The following is an 18,774-nucleotide window of genomic DNA, read 5'->3' on the forward strand; positions in this document are numbered from 1 at the left end:
CGGGTCGCTGGCCGCTGGGCCGCCGGGTTGCGGGGGGGGGCGGCTTCCCCGGGGGCGGGGACGGTTCGGCACCGCCGAAACGGTCGTCGAAACGTCTCGCCGCCGCGGCGGAGGTAAGGGGCTGACACCGGCCCCCACCCGCCGCGACGGCAGGCTCCCCCGCCGGCCCTCCCGGCGGTGCCGCACTACCGGCAGCGGCCGGGGCCCGGCGACGGCCCGCGGTCGCGGCAGACCCGGGCGCCGACCCTCTCCCCGCGAACGCGGATCCGGCACCGCCGAAACGGTCGTCGAAACGTCTCGCCGCCGCGGCGGAGGCAGGGGGCCGGCACCGGCCCCCACCCGCCGCGACGGCGAATCCGGCACCACCGGACCGGGTGGCGGGGCGGCCCGCCGTCGCGGCGGAGAAGGGGACCCCGCCCCGCCGCGACGGCGGGCTCCCCCACCGGCCCTCCCGGCGGTGCCGGGCTGCCCGCAGTGGCTGAGGCCCGGTGTCGGCCCGCAGTCGCGACGACGCCCCGAGCGGCAGCGAACGGCGGGCAGCCGTCAGCGCCACCACTCCCGCAAAACCCGTTCCGCCCGTTTGCCGTGCGGGGTGTAGGCCAGGCGTGCGGCCGTCTCGCCGCTGTCCGGCCAGTCGTCCCACATCCACCAGCTGACCCCCGCCCACCACGGCTTGCCGTCCATCGCGGTCAGCAACGCGTCGTACGCGGCGGCCTGTTCGTCCTCGCCGCTGCGTTTGCTGACGGTCCAGGAGTACGGGGCCGTGGTCGTGCCGCGCTGGCTGACATAGCCGGCCTCGGTGAAGAGGATCTTCCGGTGGTGCCGGGCGGAGAACGCCGCGAGCTCCTCGACGATGGGCCGCCACGCCTCGCGCAGCCGGTCGGTGTCGGTCGTCGCCCGGTCCGCGAGGGGCCAGTAGGCGTCGATGCCGATGACGTCGAGGCGGTCCCAGAACGGGATCTGCCGGTACTCGTCGTAGTTGGCGGCGTACGTCAGCGGGCCGCGGTAGCGCTCGCGGACCGCGTCGACGACCTTGCCCCAGCGCCCGCCGTCCCGGGAGGTGCCCGTCAGTTCCGTGCCGACGGCCAGCTGCTCGGCCCCCGTGTCGGCGGCCAGGCGCGCGTAGTGGGTGATGAAGCGCTCGTACGCGGCGAACCAGGCGCCCGGGTCGCCGGGGCGGATCGTGGAGCGGTCGCCGCCCTTCACCAGGTCGACATGTGGCTTGACCATGGTCTTGAGGCCGGCGGCGTGGGCGAGGCCGATGATGTGGCGCAGGCTCTCGTCGGAGGCCGTCTCGTCCGTGGTGCGGATCGCGGAGTCCGTGGCCCGGTCCTGGTACCAGGTGGGCGTGAAGGTCACCCAGCGGGCGCCGGTGGCCGCGATCTGCCGGAGGTAGGTGGCGGCCTCGGGCCGGCTGTAGTCGTCTGCGCCCCAGGCGGGGAGCGTGATGCCTTTCAGACCGTCGGCCTTCCTCTCGGGCCTCTCGGATCTCTCGGATCTCTCGGATCTCTCGGGTCGGGCGCTCCCCCCGCCGCCGGGCGCGGAATCCCCCGAGGAGCACCCGGCGAGGAAGAGGGCGGCCGCCACCGCGACGGCGGCCGCCCTCCTCATCGCGTTCACTTGGTGAGTTCCGCGGGGGCGACGAACGTGTAGCCGAGGGCGCGGATGCCTTCGACCGTCTGCTTGAGCGGCTCCACCTCGAAGTACGGGTGGTAGAAGAAGCTCGCCACGCCGTCGCGCACCGCCAGGTTGGCCTTGGCGGAGGCGATCAGATCGGCGGGGTGCCTGGCCGGGTGGTTGTTGAACGGCTCGGGCTCGTAGTTGCCGAGGTTCTCGGGCAGCACCGTGGTGCCGTAGACGTCCTTCACGGCGTACGGGAAGAACTGTCCGATGTAGCGGCTGGGATCCGCGGTGGTCCCGCTGAGCGTGCCGGTGAAGTACAACGACCTCTCCAGACGGGCGGAGAAATTCTTGCCCAGGACACGGTAGTCCGTGGCGGACGCCGCGTAGTGCGGAGTCGTCCACAGGGTCGGCTTGGGCAGCCCGGCGGCGGCGAAGGCGGCGAGGCCCGAGGTGACCCGGGACTGCGCCCAGGCCGCGGAGTCCTCGGCGACCGGCCCGTCGTAGATGACGTTGTCGGCGGCGTCGACGTGCGCCCGGAAGAACTCGAAGTCGTCGCCGCTGACGCCGTTGTAGGGGTTGCTGACGTTGCCGTACTGGTGGGTGAACCCGTGGTTCATCAGGACGGCGCCCCGGGCCAGCATGTATTTGATCGCGTCCACGACCTGGGGGGCCTGGGACAGGGTGACCGTCTTGGGCACGCCGTTGTTCAGGACGCCCTTGGGGTCGGTGTAGACGGGGATGACGTTGATCCCGTACGGGACCTTCTGGGAGTACAGGTAGTCGGCCATCGCCCGCAGCTTGGCCGGCTCGGCCTCGGGGCTGATGTCCTCCAGGCGGACGAACGCCCGGTGCCGCTCGGCGGTCGCGGGAGCGAGCGCGTCGAAGAGGAGGTCCTCGAAGACGATGACGCGGTCGCTCTCGGAGACGTAGGAGAAGGGGATTTCCCCCAGGTAGGTGAGGTTGCCGGAGCGGATCGCCCAGGGGCTGACGGCCCCGGAGTCGGCGTCCCGGGCCTGGGCGAGCTGGGTGACGGCCGGGTGGCCGGGGCCGCTGAGCAGCGCCGGGTGCAGGACTCCGCCGTCGTGGCCGGCGGGGATCTTCCGGGTCAGCTGCTGGCCCTTGTAGTCGACCCTGGTGATGTGGCCGACGCCGCCGCTCGTCCCGTAGAACGAGTTGGTGGGGTCCCAGCCGTACTTCTGCCCGAACTGCGTGACCCCGACCGCGTTGGCCATGTTCCAGATGTTGTCGCCGATCCAGGTGACGGGCCGGCTGGTGGCCAGGGCGTCCCGGTAGAAGGCGGCGGGCACGGCGTCGGGGATCGAGCCCCCGTAGTAGGTCGAGCCCAGGTACACGGTGGCCGTGTACTGCTCGACGAGGCCGGGCGTGTAGGCGGAGACGGGCTTGGCGGTGACGGTGCCGAAGTGGCCCGCGAGGTTCGCCGTGGCCATCGCGTAGAGCTCGCCCAGCCGCCCGTAGGGGCCGGCCGTGTCGTAGAGGACGAGGGCGGAGGTGCCGGCCGCGGCGGCCGCCTTCGCGGCGGGGGCGGCGGGGGCCGCCGTGCCCTTGCTGCCGAGCGGGACGGTCGTGGCGGCGGTTTCCGCCGGGGCCGCGGGCTGGACGGCGGGGCGGATCGTGAGGGACCCGGCGCGGCGCTGCCGGTCGAGGGTCAGACGGGAGCCGGCCCAGGCGGCGAGGTCCTTGGTGCTCCGCGCGGAGAGCGAGACGGGATTGACGGCGTCGGTGCTCCGCGGTCCGGATATCGGGACTCTGGCGGCCTCGGCGCCCGAGGAAAGGACGACGCCGCCCGTCAGGGCGGCGATAAGCATGACGACGGAGGAGACCCGGGAAATCCGTGGTCTCTTCCGCATTTCCTTCTTCTGATCCTTCATGCAGCTCCCCCTGGGTAATGCTCGCGTGCCGCCGCCCCACAGTTCGGGCCCCGACATTTTGATGATTCTTCTGGCGCCGAACGACCGGTGTCAATAGTCGGCAGCGATCCAGAGTGGGCATTTCCGTACAGGAAAGTTGGTGCAGACCAAATGTCACTTGCGCCACAAAACCCGGGTGACCAGGCATACCTAATGGCCTGTTTTCCGAATTTGAGATTCCGATCAAACATCTCTCAACAAGTGCGACAGTAGTACCCGTTGGCTCTGGTACCTTTCCCTGCGCACGCCTCAAGCGAGGCGGAACTCGGGGGAGAACTCATGTACGGAAAACCGGCTCTGGGGACAGTCCTGCCTTTGGCCGGGCTGACCACGGCCCCGGAAGTCCTGCCGGGCATTCCTTTTGCCCGGGGTCTTCAGCAAGCGGCGGGGGCGGGCTTTCTGCTGTACTGCGCGACAGCGATAGCCCTCCTTTCGATCAAGCTCTGGTTCCATATGCAGCGCTCCGGTGACGAGTCTTGATCAGCGAGCTGCTCATATGGGCCGCCATCGCCATCATCGTGATGGCCGGCTGCTACAACACCGCGCTCTTCGCCCTGTCCCGGCGGCGGATCCGCCGCCGCCGGGGCCCCAGACAGGAACGCCTCTACGTCTTCCTGCTCGCCTGCCTCAACGAGGAGAAGGTCCTCGCCGAGAGCCTGGCGCGCATCACCGCCCTGCCCGCGCCCGGCCGTTTCATGGCCCTGGTCATCGACGACGCCTCCGACGACGGCACCGCCGCCGTCGCCCGCGCCGCCGCAGAAGCGGCCGCGCCGGGCCGGGTCCAGCTCCTCCAGCGCCACCTGCCCGACGCCCGGCGCGGCAAGGGCGCCGCGCTCAACGCCGGGATCGCGCACCTGCGTTCGTCCGGCCTGCTCGACGGTTACGACCCCGCCGACGTCATCGTCTGCGTCGTCGACGCCGACGGCCGGCTCGACCAGCACGTCGTCCAGTCCGTCGACCCGTTCTTCGACAACCCGCGCACCGGCGGCACCCAGATCTGCGTGCGCATGTACAACCGTGACAAGGGCCTCCTGGCCCGGCTCCAGGACATGGAGTTCGTCATCTACGGCGACATCTTCCAGTGCGCCCGCCGCTCCATCGGCAGCGTCGGCATGGGCGGCAACGGGCAGTTCATGCGCCTCGCCGCGCTGAACTCCCTGGCCGGCCCCGACGGCACCGCGGGCCCCTGGAGCGACTCCCTGACCGAAGACCTCGACCTGGGCGTCCGGCTGATCGCGGCCGGCTGGACCAACCAGCACTGCACGGCTGCCGCCGTCTCCCAGCAGGCCGTCCTCGACGTACGGCGCCTGGTCCGCCAGCGGTCCCGCTGGTTCCAGGGGCACTTGCAGTCGGCGGGCCTGGTGCCGCTGATCCTGCGCGACATCCCCGCCCGGGCCGCCGTCGACCTGCTGTACCACCTCTCCAGCCCGGTCCTGATCCTGCTCACCTCACTGCTGCCGCTGTCCTTCCTCGTCGCCGTCGGCGGCACGGTCGTCGGCTCCGTCCAGGCGGGACGCCCGCTGATCTCCCCGATGTGGGTGATCGGCCCCTACGTCCTGTCCTTCACCGCGGCGTACGCGTACGGCTTCATCTACTCCCGGCGCGAACGCGGCCTCGGGCTGGTGCGCTCGGTCCTGCTCTCCCACGTCTTCATCTTTTACGGCTACATCTGGTTCGCCGCCGGATGGTGGGGCCTGTGGCGGATGCTCACCGGCAAACAGACCTGGCTGAAGACCGCGCGCACCTGAGCGGGCGCCCGCCCGCGAAGCCCGCACCCCCCTCTGAGCACCTCTGAACCCCCTTCTCGAGGGAGAAGCATGTCTCCGAACATCATCACGGCGCCCGTGCGCGCCATGCTCGTCCTGGGCACCCGCCCCGAGGCCATCAAACTGGCGCCCGTGGCCCGTGCCATGGCCGCCTCCCCGCTCTTCGAACCGATCGTCGTCACCACCGGCCAGCACCGCGAGATGCTCCACCAGATGCTGGAGCTCCTCCGGGTCGACGTCCACACCGCGCTCGACGTGATGCGCGAGCGGCAGCAGCTGTCGACGCTGACGGCCCGGCTGGTGGACGGCCTGGGCGAGGTGTTCCGCGCCGAGCGCCCCGACCTCGTCATCGTCCAGGGCGACACCACCACGGCGCTGACCGGCGCCCTGGCCGCGTTCTACGAGCGCGTCCCCATCGCCCACGTCGAGGCCGGCCTGCGCACCGGCGTCCTGGACAACCCCTTCCCGGAGGAGGTCAACCGGCGCCTGATAGGCCGCCTCGCCCGCTGGCACTTCGCACCCACCCCGCGCGCCGCCGGACACCTGGCGGCCGAAGGCGTCCCGGACGCCGAGGTGTTCACCACCGGCAACACCGTCATCGACAACCTGCTGTGGGTCCTCGCCGAGGGCACCGGCCGCGGCCTCTTCGAGACCGGTCTGCGGCGCGTCCTGGTGACCTTGCACCGCCGGGAGAACCAGGGCGACACCATGCGGGCGATGGGCGAGTGCCTGCGGCGGCTCGCCGACCGGGGCGACGTGGAGATGGTGGTGCCGCTGCACAAGAGCCCCGCCGTCCGCGAGGCGCTGCTCCCCGAGCTGACGGGCCATCCGCGCATCCGGGTCGTGGAGCCGCTGGGCTATCTCGACTTCTCCGCGACACTGGCCTCCTGCGACCTGGTGCTCACCGACTCCGGCGGCATCCAGGAGGAGGCGCCCACCCTCGGCAAGCCCGCCCTCGTCCTGCGGACGACCACCGAGCGGCCCGAGGCCGTGGAGGCGGGCGCGGCCAGACTGGTGGGCACCGATCCGCAGTCCATCCTCGAAGCCGCCGTCCACCTGCTGGACGACCCCGTGGCGTACGAGCGGATGGCGACGGCCGGCAATCCCTTCGGGGACGGCCACGCCTCCGACCGCATCGTGGCCCAACTCGCCGAGGACTTCGGCGCGGACGCCGGCCCCGATCGGGGCGTTGTCCCGCTGGTCGCCTCCAGGCCCGAGGGGCCGGGGTCATACTCGACGGCATGAGAAGAGTTCACCGGCTGCTCGGCCTCGCTCTGCTCGCCGCCGCCGTGGTGGCGGGCGCCACCTTCGCGGTGAGCACGATGTGGGGGGGCGGTGACGGCAAACCCGACCGGCCCTGGGCCGAGGGGTCGGTGCACGGCCCGTGGCGGTCGGTGTTCGACGGCCACGGGCGGAACATCGGCCTCCACGACGGCCTGGAGCTCTCGCCCCAGCCGGCCAAGGTGCCCGACGAGACGCACGCGGGGCTGATCGTCTCCACGGCGGAGTACGGGGCGATGAGCTTCCGGTCCCGGATGCGGACGGTCGCCCAGCTGCGGACGCCGGAGCCCAATCCGTGGGAGGTGCCGTGGCTGGTGTGGGCGTACACCGATCCGGAGCATTTCTACTACCTCACCCTCAAGCCCAACGGGTGGGAGCTGGGCAAGCGCGACCCCGCCTACGGCGGCGGCCAGCGGTTCCTGGCCACCGGGGCGGGCGCGTACCCGGTCGGTGAGTGGTCGGACGTGCGGGTCGCCCAGCGCGGTGCGCGGATGGAGGTGAGTGTGGGGGGCCGGGGCCTGGTGGCGTACGAGGACAAGGAGCGGCCCTACACGAAGGGCAGCGTGGGGGTGTACACGGAGGACGCGCGGGTGGAGTTCCGCGATCTGTCGGTGCGTGCCCTGGACGACTGAGGGAGTGGGCGGCGGCGCCTGCCTCCGCGGTCGGGGAGGGGCAGGCGCCGCCTGGTTCCGCACCGCGCTGTACGGAACGGGTGGTGACCGTCGGGCGATCAGACGGTCAGCGCGCGGTCCGTGGGACGGACCGGGGCGGGCAGGGTGCTGGTCCCGGCGAGGTACCGGTCCACACCGCGGGCGGCGGAGCGGCCCTCGGCGATGGCCCAGACGATGAGCGACTGGCCGCGGCCGGCGTCACCGGCGACGAACACGCCGGGGACGTTCGTGGCGTACTCGCCGTCGCGGGCGATGTTACCGCGTTCGTCCAGTTCCAGGCCGAACTGCTCCACGAGGCCGTTCTCGCGGTCGGTGCCGGTGAAGCCCATGGCGAGGGTGACGAGCTGGGCGGGGATGCGCCGCTCGGTGCCGGGCTTCTGCTCCAGTTTGCCGCCGCTGAACTCGACCTCCACCAGGTGCAGCCACTGGACGTTGCCGTCCTCGTCGCCCTCGAAGTGGGTGGTGGAGACGGAGTAGACCCGCTCGCCGCCCTCCTCGTGCGCGGAGGTGACCTTGTAGAGCATGGGGAAGGTGGGCCAGGGCTGGCCCGGGTTCCGCTCCTCCCCCGGCCTGGGCATGATCTCCAGCTGGGTGACGGAGGCCGCGCCCTGACGGTGGGCGGTGCCGACGCAGTCGGCGCCGGTGTCGCCGCCGCCGATGACGACGACGTGCTTGCCCTCGGCGGTGATCGGGGAGACCGTGAGGTCGCCCTCCTGCACCTTGTTGGCCAGCGGCAGGTACTCCATGGCGAAGTGGATGCCCGCCAGGTCGCGGCCGGGGACGGGCAGGTCGCGGGAGGTGGTGGCACCGGCGGCGATCACGACGGCGTCGTAGCGCCCCCGCAGCTTCGCGGCGTCGACGTCGCGGCCGATCTCCACCTCGGTGCGGAACTTGGTGCCCTCCGCGCGCATCTGCTCGATGCGGCGGTTGATGTGCCGCTTCTCCATCTTGAACTCGGGGATGCCGTAGCGCAGCAGGCCGCCGATGCGGTCGGCGCGCTCGTAGACGGCGACGGTGTGGCCGGCCCGGGTCAGCTGCTGGGCGGCGGCGAGCCCGGCGGGGCCGGAGCCGATGACGGCGACGGTCTTGCCGGAGAGCCGCTCGGGGGGCTGGGGGGTGACGTCGCCGCTGTCCCATGCCTTGTCGACGATGGTGACTTCGACGTTCTTGATGGTGACGGCGGGCTGGTTGATGCCCAGGACGCACGCGGACTCGCAGGGCGCCGGGCACAGCCGCCCGGTGAACTCCGGGAAGTTGTTGGTGGCGTGGAGGCGCTCGCTGGCGGCCTGCCAGTCCTCGCGGTAGGCGTAGTCGTTCCACTCGGGGATGAGGTTGCCGAGCGGACAGCCGTTGTGGCAGAAGGGGATGCCGCAGTCCATGCAGCGGCCGGCCTGCTTGCTGATGATCGGCAGCAGGGAGCCGGGGACGTAGACCTCGTTCCAGTCCTTGACGCGCTCGCCGACGGGGCGGGTGCGGGCGACCTCGCGGCCGGTGGTCAGGAAGCCCTTGGGGTCAGCCATGAGTCGCCGCCTCCATCATCTTCTCGTGGGTCTCGGTCTCGGAGAGCCCCGCTCGCTCGGCGGCGTCCTTGGCGGCGAGCACTGCCTTGTACGTGGCCGGGACGACCTTGCTGAAGCGGGTCACGGCCGTGTCCCAGTTCGCGAGGAGGGTGGCCGCGACGGTGGAGGCGGTCTCCTCGTGGTGGCGGCGCACGGCGTCGTGCAGCCACTGCCGGTCGTCGGCGTCGAGGGTGTCGACGGCGGCGGCCAGCTCCTTGTTGACGTTGTCGGGGTCGAGGTCGACAACGTAGGCGACGCCGCCGGACATGCCGGCCGCGAAGTTCCGCCCGGTCTCGCCGAGGACGACGGCCCGGCCGCCGGTCATGTACTCGCAGCCGTGGTCGCCCACGCCCTCGGAGACGACGGTGGCGCCGGAGTTGCGGACGCAGAACCGTTCGCCGACGCGGCCGCGGAGGTACATCTCGCCGCCGGTCGCGCCGTAGGCGAGGGTGTTGCCGGCGATGACGGAGTACTCGGCGAGGTGGTCGGCGCCGCGGTCGGGGCGGACGACGATCCGGCCGCCGGAGAGGCCCTTGCCGACGTAGTCGTTGGCGTCGCCCTCCAGGCGCAGGGTGATGCCGCGCGGGAGGAACGCGCCGAAGGACTGGCCCGCAGAGCCGGTGAAGGTGATGTCGATGGTGTTGTCGGGCAGGCCGGCGCCGCCGAACTTCTTCGTCACCTCGTGGCCGAGCATGGTGCCGACGGTGCGGTTGATGTTGCGGATGGCGACCTGGGCCCGCACGGGCTGCGCGTCCTCGGCGGTGGGCGCGGCGAGGGCGTCGGCGGCGAGCTTGATCAGCTCGTTGTCGAGCGCCTTGGCCAGGCCGTGGTCCTGCTCGGTGACGCGGTGGCGGACGGCCCCGGCGGGCAGGTCCGGCACGTGCAGCAGGGGGGCGAGGTCGAGGCCCTGGGCCTTCCAGTGGGTGACGGCCTGGCTGGTGTCGAGGAGCTCGGCGTGGCCGACGGCCTCTTCCAGGGTGCGGAAGCCCAGCTCGGCGAGGAGCTCGCGGACTTCTTCGGCGATGAACTCGAAGAAGTTGACGACGAATTCGGCCTTGCCGGAGAACCGCTCGCGCAGCACCGGGTTCTGGGTGGCGATGCCGACGGGGCAGGTGTCCAGGTGGCAGACGCGCATCATGACGCAGCCGGAGACGACCAGGGGCGCGGTCGCGAAGCCGAACTCCTCGGCGCCCAGGAGGGCGGCGATGATCACGTCGCGGCCGGTCTTGAGCTGGCCGTCGGTCTGCACGACGATGCGGTCGCGCAGGCCGTTGAGGAGCAGGGTCTGCTGGGTCTCGGCGAGGCCGAGCTCCCAGGGGCCGCCCGCGTGCTTGAGGCTGGTGAGCGGCGAGGCGCCGGTGCCGCCGTCGTGGCCGGAGATCAGGACGACGTCGGCGTGGGCCTTGGAGACGCCCGCGGCGACCGTGCCGACGCCGACCTCGGAGACCAGCTTCACGTGGATGCGGGCCGCGGGGTTGGCGTTCTTCAGGTCGTGGATGAGCTGGGCGAGGTCCTCGATGGAGTAGATGTCGTGGTGCGGGGGCGGGGAGATGAGGCCGACGCCGGGGGTGGAGTGCCGGGTCTTGGCGACCCAGGGGTAAACCTTGTGGCCGGGCAGCTGACCGCCCTCGCCGGGCTTGGCGCCCTGGGCCATCTTGATCTGGATGTCGTCGGAGTTGACCAGGTATTCGCTGGTGACGCCGAAGCGGCCGGAGGCGACCTGCTTGATGCTGGAGCGGCGCGCGGGGTCGTAGAGGCGGTCGGGGTCCTCGCCGCCCTCCCCGGTGTTGGACTTGGCGCCCAGCTGGTTCATGGCGATGGCGAGGGTCTCGTGGGCCTCGCGGGAGATCGACCCGTAGGACATGGCGCCGGTGGAGAACCGCTTGACGATCTCGCTGACCGGCTCGACCTCGTCGAGGGGGACCGCGGGGCGGTCGCTCTTGAGGCCGAAGAGGCCGCGCAGGGTCATCAGCCGCTCGGACTGCTCGTTCACGCGCTCGGTGTACTGCTTGAAGATGTCGTAGCGGCGGGCGCGGGTGGAGTGCTGGAGGCGGAAGACGGTGTCGGGGTCGAAGAGGTGCGGCTCGCCCTCGCGGCGCCACTGGTACTCGCCGCCGATGTCCAGGCGGCGGTGGGTGGCGGCGATGCCGGTGGCCGGGTACGCCTTGGCGTGCCGGGCCGCGACCTCGCGGGCAACGACGTCCAGGCCGGCGCCGCCGATCTTGGTGGCGGTGCCCTGGAAGTAGGTCTCGACGAACGTCTCGTCCAGGCCGACGGCCTCGAAGACCTGGGCCCCGCGGTAGGAGGCGACGGTGGAGATGCCCATCTTCGACATCACCTTCAGCACGCCCTTGCCGAGGGCCTTGATGAGGTTGCGGATGGCGTCCTCGGCGGTGATGTCCGTCAGGAACGTCCCGGCGCGGACGAGGTCCTCCACGGACTCCATCGCCAGGTAGGGGTTGACGGCGGCGGCCCCGTAGCCGATGAGCAACGCGACGTGGTGGACCTCGCGGACGTCGCCGGCCTCGACCAGCAGGCCCACCTGGGTGCGCTGCTTGGTGCGGATGAGGTGGTGGTGGACGGCCGAGGTCAGCAGGAGGGAGGGGATCGGGGCGTGTTCGGCGTCCGAGTGGCGGTCGGAGAGGACGATCAGCCGGGCGCCGTCCGCGATGGCGGCGTCGACCTCGGAGCGGATCTCCGCCAGGCGGGCGGCGAGGGCCTCTCCCCCGCCGCCGACGCGGTAGAGGCCGGAGAGGGTGGCGGCCTTCAGGCCCGGGAGGTCCCCGTCGGCGTTGATGTGTATGAGCTTGGCGAGCTCGTCGTTGTCGATGACGGGGAACGTCAGGGTGACGCTGCGACAGGAGGCGGCGGTGGGGTCCAGGAGGTTGCCCTGGGGACCGAGGGAGGAGATCAGCGAGGTGACGAGTTCTTCGCGGATGGCGTCCAGCGGCGGGTTGGTCACCTGCGCGAAGAGCTGGGTGAAGTAGTCGAAGAGCAGCCGGGGGCGCTCGGAGAGGGCGGCGATGGGCGAGTCGGTGCCCATGGAACCGATGGGCTCGGCACCGGCCTTGGCCATCGGCGCGAGGATGACGCGCAGCTCCTCCTCGGTGTAGCCGAAGGTCTGCTGGCGGCGGGTGACCGAGGCGTGGGTGTGCACGATGTGCTCGCGCTCGGGGAGGTCGGCGAGGTCGATCAGGCCGGAGTCCAGCCAGTCGCCGTAGGGCTGCTCGGCGGCGAGCTGGGCCTTGACCTCGTCGTCCTCGATGATGCGGTGCTGGGCGGTGTCGACCAGGAACATCCGGCCGGGCTGGAGGCGGCCCTTGCGGACGACCTTCGCGGGGTCGATGTCGAGGACGCCGACCTCGGAGGAGAGGACGACGAGGCCGTCGTCGGTGACCCAGTAGCGGCCGGGGCGCAGGCCGTTGCGGTCGAGGACGGCGCCGACGAGGGTGCCGTCGGTGAAGGTGACGCAGGCGGGGCCGTCCCAGGGCTCCATGAGGGTGGAGTGGTACTGGTAGAACGCGCGGCGGGCCGGGTCCATGGAGGCGTGGTTCTCCCACGCCTCGGGGATCATCATCAGCACGCTGTGCGGGAGGGAGCGCCCGCCGAGGTGGAGGAGCTCCAGGACCTCGTCGAAGGAGGCTGAGTCGGAGGCGTCGGGGGTGCAGACGGGGAAGATCCGCTCCAGCTCCGTGTCGCCGAACAGCTCGCTGGCCAGCTGGGATTCGCGGGCCCGCATCCAGTTGCGGTTGCCCTTGACGGTGTTGATCTCTCCGTTGTGGGCGACGAACCGGTAGGGGTGGGCGAGCGGCCAGCTGGGGAAGGTGTTGGTGGAGAAGCGGGAGTGGACGAGGGCGATGGCGGTGGCGCAGCGCCGGTCGGAGAGGTCCGGGAAGAACGGCTCCAGCTGGCCGGTGGTGAGCATGCCCTTGTAGACGATGGTCCGCGCGGACAGCGAGGGGAAGTAGACGCCGGCCTCGCGCTCGGCACGCTTGCGCAGCAGGAACGCCTTGCGGTCGAGGGCGAGGCCCTCGCTGCCCCCGCCGGCCACGCTGTGCTGGTCCGAAACGCTGTGCTGGTCCGAAACGAACAGCTGCCGGAAGGCGGGCATCGTGGTGCGGGCGCCGTTGCCGAGCAGCTCGGGGGCGACGGGGACCTCGCGCCAGCCGAGGACGGTGAGGTTCTCCTCGGCGGCGATCGTCTCGATCTGTGAGACGGCGATGTCCGCGGCGGCGTCCTCGGCGGGGAGGAAGGCGATGCCGACGGCGTAGCCGCCGGGGGCGGGGAGGTCGAAGGTGACGCTCTCGCGGAGGAAGGCGTCGGGGACCTGGAGGAGGATGCCGGCGCCGTCCCCCGAGTCGGGCTCGGAACCGGTGGCGCCGCGGTGTTCCAGGTTCCGCAGGACGGTGAGGGCCTGCTCCACGAGCGCGTGGCTCGCCTCGCCGGTCAGGGTCGCGACAAAGCCCACGCCACAGGCGTCGTGCTCGTTCCGCGGGTCGTACATCCCCTGCTGGGCGGGGTGGGATGCGGCAAACAGAGGACGCATCGGCTCTCCCGTCGTCGTCATGGCAGTCATGGCGTATGCATGTGCCGAGGGACGACGTTGGCCCTCTGCGAAAGAAAATTTTGTGCAGGTTACATGATGGCCCGCTTCTCGGAAAGCGGATGCTTTGGTCCAGCATGTGGGACGCTGCAGACGAGGTGGCGAGCTCCGGAAGCCGTGGGATCACCCGGCCCGGCCGCGCCGGACACAGCGCAAGGCGGGCGGCGTTGCCCGCTGCGCTTCCGGATTGTGCCCGATCGTCGAGGGCCTGAAACCGCGAGGAAACGAATGCGTTATGCGGTGGCCCGCATAAAGCATCACCCCAGGGTGGCGCCGAAGGCAATACCGAGGGCGTATGTCACACCCGCGGCGGCACCGCCGAGGAGCAGCTGCCGCAGTCCGCTGAACCACCACGTCCGGGCCGTCACGCGCGCCACGACGGCCCCGCATCCGAAGAGGCCGAGCAGCGCCAGCAGCACCGCGGGCCACAGCTGGGTGGCGCCCAGCAGGTACGGCAGGACGGGCAGCAGCGCGCCCAGCGCGAAGGAGCCGAAGGAGGACACGGCGGCGACCGCCGGCGACGGCAGGTCGGAGGGGTCTATGCCGAGCTCTTCGCGGGCGTGGATCTCCAGTGCCTGCTCGGGGTCGCGGGAGAGCTGCATGGCCACTTCGAGGGCGAGCTCGGGCTCGACGCCCCGCGACTCGTAGAGCGCGGCCAGCTCCGCCAGTTCGTCGGCCGGGTGCTTGCGCAGCTCGCGGCGCTCCACGTCCAGCTCGGCGAGCACCAGCTCGCGCTGGGAGGCGACGGAGGTGTACTCGCCGGCGGCCATGGAGAAGGCGCCGGCCGCAAGCCCGGCCAGCCCGGTGATCACGATGGTCTGCGAGGAGGCGGAGCCGCCCGCCACGCCCGTCATCAGCGCGACGTTGGAGACCAGTCCGTCCATGGCACCGAAGACCGCGGGCCGCAGCCAGCCGCCGTTGACATCGCGGTGCGTGTGATTGTCACGGTGCGCCACATGCGGCGCCTCCACCGCATCGAGGACAGACATTGCTCCGGGTGCTCCCTTGCCCACGGGGACGGGCCTGGCGCCCACCCCCAACAAGTCGAAGGTACGCACGAATCGCAGTGATCCGCTAGCAAGGAAGGCCGAACTTACCTCTCTGACCTGGGGCTTTGTAAAACGGCTGGGAAAAATGGGGTCGGACGCACCAGGGCCGCCGGACGGGAGCGTCCGGCGGCCCTGGAAACGGCCTGCTGCGTCAGATCTTCTTCGCCGGCTTCCCGGCGGACTCCTCGGCCGGCTTCTCCGCCGGCTTCTCCGCCGCTTTCTTGGTCAGTTGCTTGACCGGCTTGCCGGCCTTGCCGTCCGGCCGGGGCTCCCCGCCGCTCCGGTCGGCCCCGGCATCGCCCTCCCCCGCTTCGGCGACCGCCGCGGGTTCCACCACGGTCTCCCGCCCGGGGGCCCGCTTGGCCGAGACGACCATGTAGACGACCGCGCCGATGAACACGACGATCGACGTCCAGCCGTTGAGCCGCAGGCCGAGGACGTGGTGGGCGTCGTCGACGCGCAGGTACTCGAACCAGAAGCGGCCCACGGTGTAGGCGGCCACGTAGAGGGCGAAGACCCGGCCGTGGCCGAGGGTGAAGCGGCGGTCCGCCCAGATGACCAGGGCCGCGATGGCCAGGCACCACAGGGACTCGTACAGGAACGTCGGGTGGTACGTGCCGGCGACCCGCCCGATCGCCGGGTCGCCGTCGATCTTCAGCGCCCAGGGCAGGTCCGTGGCCTTGCCGTACAGCTCCTGGTTGAACCAGTTGCCCCAGCGGCCGATGGCCTGCGCCACGGCGAGGCCGGGCGCGAGGGCGTCCGCCCAGGCCGGGAGCGGGATCCCGCGCCGCCGGCAGCCGATCCACGCGCCGACGGCACCGAGCGCGACCGCGCCCCAGATGCCGAGCCCGCCCTCCCAGATCTTGAAGGAGTCGACCCAGTCGCGCCCCTCGCCGAAGTACATCTGGTAATCGGTGATCACGTGGTAGAGGCGCCCGCCGACGAGGCCGAAGGGCACGGCCCACACGGCGATGTCCGCGACCGTCCCCGCCCGCCCGCCCCGCGCGATCCAGCGTCGGTTGCCGAGCCAGACGGCGACGAACACGCCGATGATGATGCAGAAGGCATAGCCGCGCAGCGGAACCGGTCCGAGATGGATCACACCGGTCGACGGGCTGGGAATGTAAGCGATGTCCATGGCACCACTGACGCTACCCTGCCGGAGCCCGGCGGGGGCAACCCGCCCGGCGCAACGGCTGCGTAACGCCCCGGCTCCCCCGCCGCTACTTCTGCGCGTCCGTGACCATCTTCCGCAGCTTCTGCGGGGTGAGCGGGTTGCTCTGGTCCCCGTAGACGTTCTTGCCGTCGAGGAGGACGGTCGGGGTGGCGCGGAAGGAGGACTTGCCGAACGCCTCGTGGGACTTCTTCACCCAGCTGTCGTGCGTGCCGTCGTTCACGCACTTCCGGAACGCCGGGGTGTCCAGGCCCTTGACCTGGCCTGCCAGCTCGATCAGGCGCGGCTTCTTGCCGAAGGCGTCGTCCGGCTCCGGCGGCTGGTTCTTGTAGAGCACGTCGTGGTAGGCGGCGAACTTCCCGGCGTCCTGGGCGCAGGCCGCCGCGTTGGCCGCGTTGAGCGAGCCGGTGCCGCCGAGGTTGTTGTCGATGAGCGTGACCAGGTGGTACTCGGTCTTGAGGAGGCCCTTGGCCTCCAGGTCGTGGACGGTGTCGCGGAAGGCGTTCTCGAACTGGGCGCAGCCGGGGCAGCGGAAGTCCTCGTAGACCGTCAGGGTGGCCTTGGCGGCGGGCTTGCCCACCGGGATGGTGGCGCTGTCCTTGCCGGTGGCGCCCTGCGGGTCGACCGGCGGGCCCGCCTCCTTTTTCTCGTCCTTGCCGGAGTGGGCGACCAGAGCTCCGATCCCGGCTCCGACCCCGAGGACCGCCACGACGACGGCCGCCGCGATCAGGGTGCGCTTGCGTCTGGTCCGGGACTCTTCCCTCAGCCGCTGTTCCTGCAGCCGCTCGCGGGCGCTGCGCTTTCCATCAGAGTTCTTCTGGCTCACGTCCCGGTACAACGAACCGGGGGCGCGCCCTGCGCGTCCCCGGCCGTCGGTTCCTTCAAAAGAGTTACGCGCGCTTGCGTACGCCCTCGGCGAGTTCACCCGCGAGGGTGCGCAGCGCGGTCAGGCCGGCCTCCTCGTCGGGGGCGTCCAGGAGCCGCTTGACGAAGGCCGAGCCGACGATGACGCCGTCAGCGAACTGGGCGACCTCCTCGGCCTGGCGGGCGTCGGAGACGCCGAGCCCGACGCAGACCGGCAGGTCGGTGACGGCCCGGGTGCGGCGCACCAGTTCCTGTGCCTCGTTGCCCACGGATTCCCGGGTGCCGGTGACGCCCATCAGGGACGCGGCGTACACGAAGCCGCTGCCCGCTGCCGTGATCTTGGCGAGGCGTTCGTCGCGGCTGCTGGGTGCGACCACGAACACCGTGGCCAGGCCGTGCAGTTCGGCGGCCTTGCGCCACACCTCGGACTCCTCGACCGGCAGGTCGGGGAGGATGCAGCCCGCTCCGCCGGCCTCGGCGAGGTCGGCGGCGAACCGCTCGACGCCGTAGGCGTCGACGGGGTTCCAGTACGTCATGCACAGCACCGGGGCGCCGGTGGCGGCGTGGGTCTCGCGGACCGTGCGGATCACGTCGACGATCTTGACGCCGCCGCGCAGGGCGATGTCGTCGGCGGTCTGGATGACGGGGCCGTCCAGGACCGGGTCGCTGTGCGGCAGCCCGATCTCGACGATGTCGCAGCCGCCTTCGAGCATCGCGGTGGCGGCGCGGACGCCGCCGTCGACGGTCGGGAAGCCGGCGGGGAGGTAGCCGACGAGGGCGGCGCGGTTCTCCGTCCTGGCCGCCGCCAGTACGGTGCCGAGCAGTTCGACGTTGCCTGCCATCACTTCGCCCCCTCATTCTTGTCACCGTCGTAGAGCCCGAAGTAGCGGGCGGCGGTGTCCATGTCCTTGTCGCCGCGGCCGGAGAGATTGACCAGGATCAGGCCCTCCGGGCCGAGTTCCCTGCCGAGCTCGAGCGCGCCCGCGAGCGCGTGGGCGCTCTCGATGGCCGGGATGATGCCTTCGGTGCGGGAGAGGAGCAGCAGGGCCTGCATGGCGTCGTCGTCGGTGACGGCCCGGTACTCGGCGCGGCCGGCGTCCTTGAGGTAGGAGTGCTCGGGGCCGATGCCCGGGTAGTCGAGGCCGGCGGAGATCGAGTAGGGCTCGGTGATCTGGCCGTCCTCGTCCTGGAGGACGTAGCTGCGGGAGCCGTGCAGGATGCCGGGGGTGCCCGCGGTGAGGGTGGCGGCGTGTTCGCCGGTGGCGACGCCGTGGCCGCCCGGCTCGCAGCCGATCAGCCGGACGCCCTCGTCCGGGAGGAAGGCGTGGAAGAGGCCGATGGCGTTGGAGCCGCCGCCGACGCAGGCCACGGCGGCGTCCGGGAGGCGGCCCGCGCGCTCCAGGATCTGCCGGCGGGCCTCGACGCCGATGACGCGGTGGAAGTCGCGGACCAGGGCCGGGAAGGGGTGGGGGCCGGCGACCGTGCCGAAGAGGTAGTGGGTGCGGTCGACGTTGGCGACCCAGTCGCGGAACGCCTCGTTGATGGCGTCCTTCAGGGTGCGGCTGCCGGACTTCACGGCGATGACCTCGGCGCCGAGCATCCGCATGCGGGCGACGTTGAGCGCCTGGCGCTCGGTGTCGACCTCGCCCATGTAGATGGTGCACTCCAGGCCGAAGAGGGCGCAGGCGGTGGAGGTGGCGACGCCGTGCTGGCCGGCGCCGGTCTCGGCGATGACGCGGGTCTTGCCCATGCGCTTGGTGAGGAGCGCCTGACCCAGCACGTTGTTGATCTTGTGCGAGCCGGTGTGGTTGAGGTCCTCGCGCTTGAGGAACACGCGGGCGCCGCCCGCGTGTTCGGCGAAGCGGGGCACCTCGGTCAGGGCGCTGGGGCGGCCGGTGTAGTTGACCATGAGGTCGTTGAGCTCGGCGGCGAAGGCGGGGTCCGCCTTAGCCTTCTCGTACTCCGCGGCCACCTCGTCGACGGCGGCGACGAGGGCCTCGGGGATGAACTTGCCGCCGAAGGCGCCGAAGTAGCCCTCGGGGCTCGGGATCAGACCCTCCGGGTCCGGGATGAAGAATGCAGAGGACACGTGCGGTACTCCTCGAACAGATCGGGACGGTTCCGGGTGACGGCGGGCGCGGGGGCCCGGCCGTGGATGTCCGGGGCGTGTCTTACGGATCAGCCCGGATCAGGCCGCGGCGTCCGGTGCGGTAGCTCGCAAGGCGGAGCATCTCCCGCGTACTGGGCGTACTCGGG

Annotated in this window: 13 protein-coding genes; 4 read left to right on the plus strand and 9 right to left on the minus strand. The window is 71.4% G+C overall.

The genetic code is table 11. The annotated features are described in order from the left end of the window. Positions 1-543: 543 nt before the first annotated feature. Both ABZ951_RS21345 and ABZ951_RS21350 read right to left on the minus strand, forming a co-directional pair. Positions 544-1,611: a hypothetical protein gene (locus tag ABZ951_RS21345; protein ID WP_344089307.1), complete on the minus strand. Its 1,068-nt coding sequence runs from the start codon at positions 1,609-1,611 to the stop codon at positions 544-546. Between the two features lie 5 nt (positions 1,612-1,616). After that, complete coding sequence (locus ABZ951_RS21350) at positions 1,617-3,491, minus strand: polysaccharide deacetylase family protein (RefSeq protein ID WP_344089291.1); 1,875 nt, start codon at positions 3,489-3,491, stop codon at positions 1,617-1,619. Positions 3,492-3,830: 339 nt separating this feature from the next. On the opposite strand from ABZ951_RS21350, the gene ABZ951_RS21355 reads away from it, so the two are divergent. From ABZ951_RS21355 to ABZ951_RS21370, 4 genes are all read left to right on the plus strand, one after another. Then, entirely contained in the window at positions 3,831-4,031 is a 201-nt protein-coding gene (locus tag ABZ951_RS21355) for a hypothetical protein (protein ID WP_344089292.1), read from the plus strand. After that, a complete protein-coding gene (locus ABZ951_RS21360) occupies positions 4,028-5,299 on the plus strand; it encodes a glycosyltransferase family 2 protein (RefSeq protein WP_344089293.1) in 1,272 nt (423 codons plus the stop codon). Before ABZ951_RS21355 ends, ABZ951_RS21360 begins: the two co-directional genes overlap by 4 nt. Before the next feature lie 69 nt (positions 5,300-5,368). After that, on the plus strand, positions 5,369-6,562 hold the full coding sequence (gene wecB, locus ABZ951_RS21365) for a UDP-N-acetylglucosamine 2-epimerase (non-hydrolyzing) (RefSeq protein WP_344089294.1): 1,194 nt from the start codon (positions 5,369-5,371) through the stop codon (positions 6,560-6,562). Continuing rightward, the gene (locus tag ABZ951_RS21370; protein WP_344089295.1) at positions 6,559-7,230 is read left to right on the plus strand and encodes a family 16 glycoside hydrolase; all 672 of its coding nucleotides are present in this window, start codon (positions 6,559-6,561) and stop codon (positions 7,228-7,230) included. Before wecB ends, ABZ951_RS21370 begins: the two co-directional genes overlap by 4 nt. A 98-nt stretch (positions 7,231-7,328) precedes the next feature. Here ABZ951_RS21370 and ABZ951_RS21375 read toward each other — a convergent pair whose 3' ends face one another. The 7 genes from ABZ951_RS21375 to trpB all read right to left on the minus strand — a co-directional run bounded on the left by ABZ951_RS21375 (position 7,329) and on the right by trpB (position 18,607). Beyond that, the gene (locus ABZ951_RS21375) at positions 7,329-8,789 is read right to left on the minus strand and encodes a glutamate synthase subunit beta (RefSeq protein ID WP_344089296.1); all 1,461 of its coding nucleotides are present in this window, start codon (positions 8,787-8,789) and stop codon (positions 7,329-7,331) included. Next, positions 8,782-13,374: a glutamate synthase large subunit gene (gene gltB, locus ABZ951_RS21380; protein ID WP_344089297.1), complete on the minus strand. Its 4,593-nt coding sequence runs from the start codon at positions 13,372-13,374 to the stop codon at positions 8,782-8,784. Before gltB ends, ABZ951_RS21375 begins: the two co-directional genes overlap by 8 nt. Positions 13,375-13,688: 314 nt before the next feature. Beyond that, on the minus strand, positions 13,689-14,420 hold the full coding sequence (locus ABZ951_RS21385) for a VIT1/CCC1 transporter family protein (RefSeq protein WP_344089298.1): 732 nt from the start codon (positions 14,418-14,420) through the stop codon (positions 13,689-13,691). Positions 14,421-14,631: 211 nt separating this feature from the next. Further along, positions 14,632-15,618 carry a prolipoprotein diacylglyceryl transferase gene (gene lgt / locus ABZ951_RS21390; protein WP_344089299.1) on the minus strand — a complete coding sequence of 329 codons (987 nt, stop codon included), beginning with the start codon at positions 15,616-15,618 and terminating at the stop codon, positions 14,632-14,634. A gap of 85 nt (positions 15,619-15,703) precedes the next feature. Further along, a complete protein-coding gene (locus tag ABZ951_RS21395) occupies positions 15,704-16,480 on the minus strand; it encodes a thioredoxin domain-containing protein (RefSeq protein WP_344089300.1) in 777 nt (258 codons plus the stop codon). 64 nt (positions 16,481-16,544) lie between these two features. Beyond that, a complete protein-coding gene (trpA, locus tag ABZ951_RS21400; protein ID WP_344089301.1) occupies positions 16,545-17,360 on the minus strand; it encodes a tryptophan synthase subunit alpha in 816 nt (271 codons plus the stop codon). Further along, on the minus strand, positions 17,360-18,607 hold the full coding sequence (trpB, locus tag ABZ951_RS21405; RefSeq protein WP_344089302.1) for a tryptophan synthase subunit beta: 1,248 nt from the start codon (positions 18,605-18,607) through the stop codon (positions 17,360-17,362). Before trpB ends, trpA begins: the two co-directional genes overlap by 1 nt. Positions 18,608-18,774: the final 167 nt, after the last annotated feature.

It is taken from the genome of Streptomyces sp. NPDC046215 (assembly GCF_040646215.1).
Taxonomy (GTDB): Bacteria; Actinomycetota; Actinomycetes; order Streptomycetales; family Streptomycetaceae; genus Streptomyces; species Streptomyces stramineus.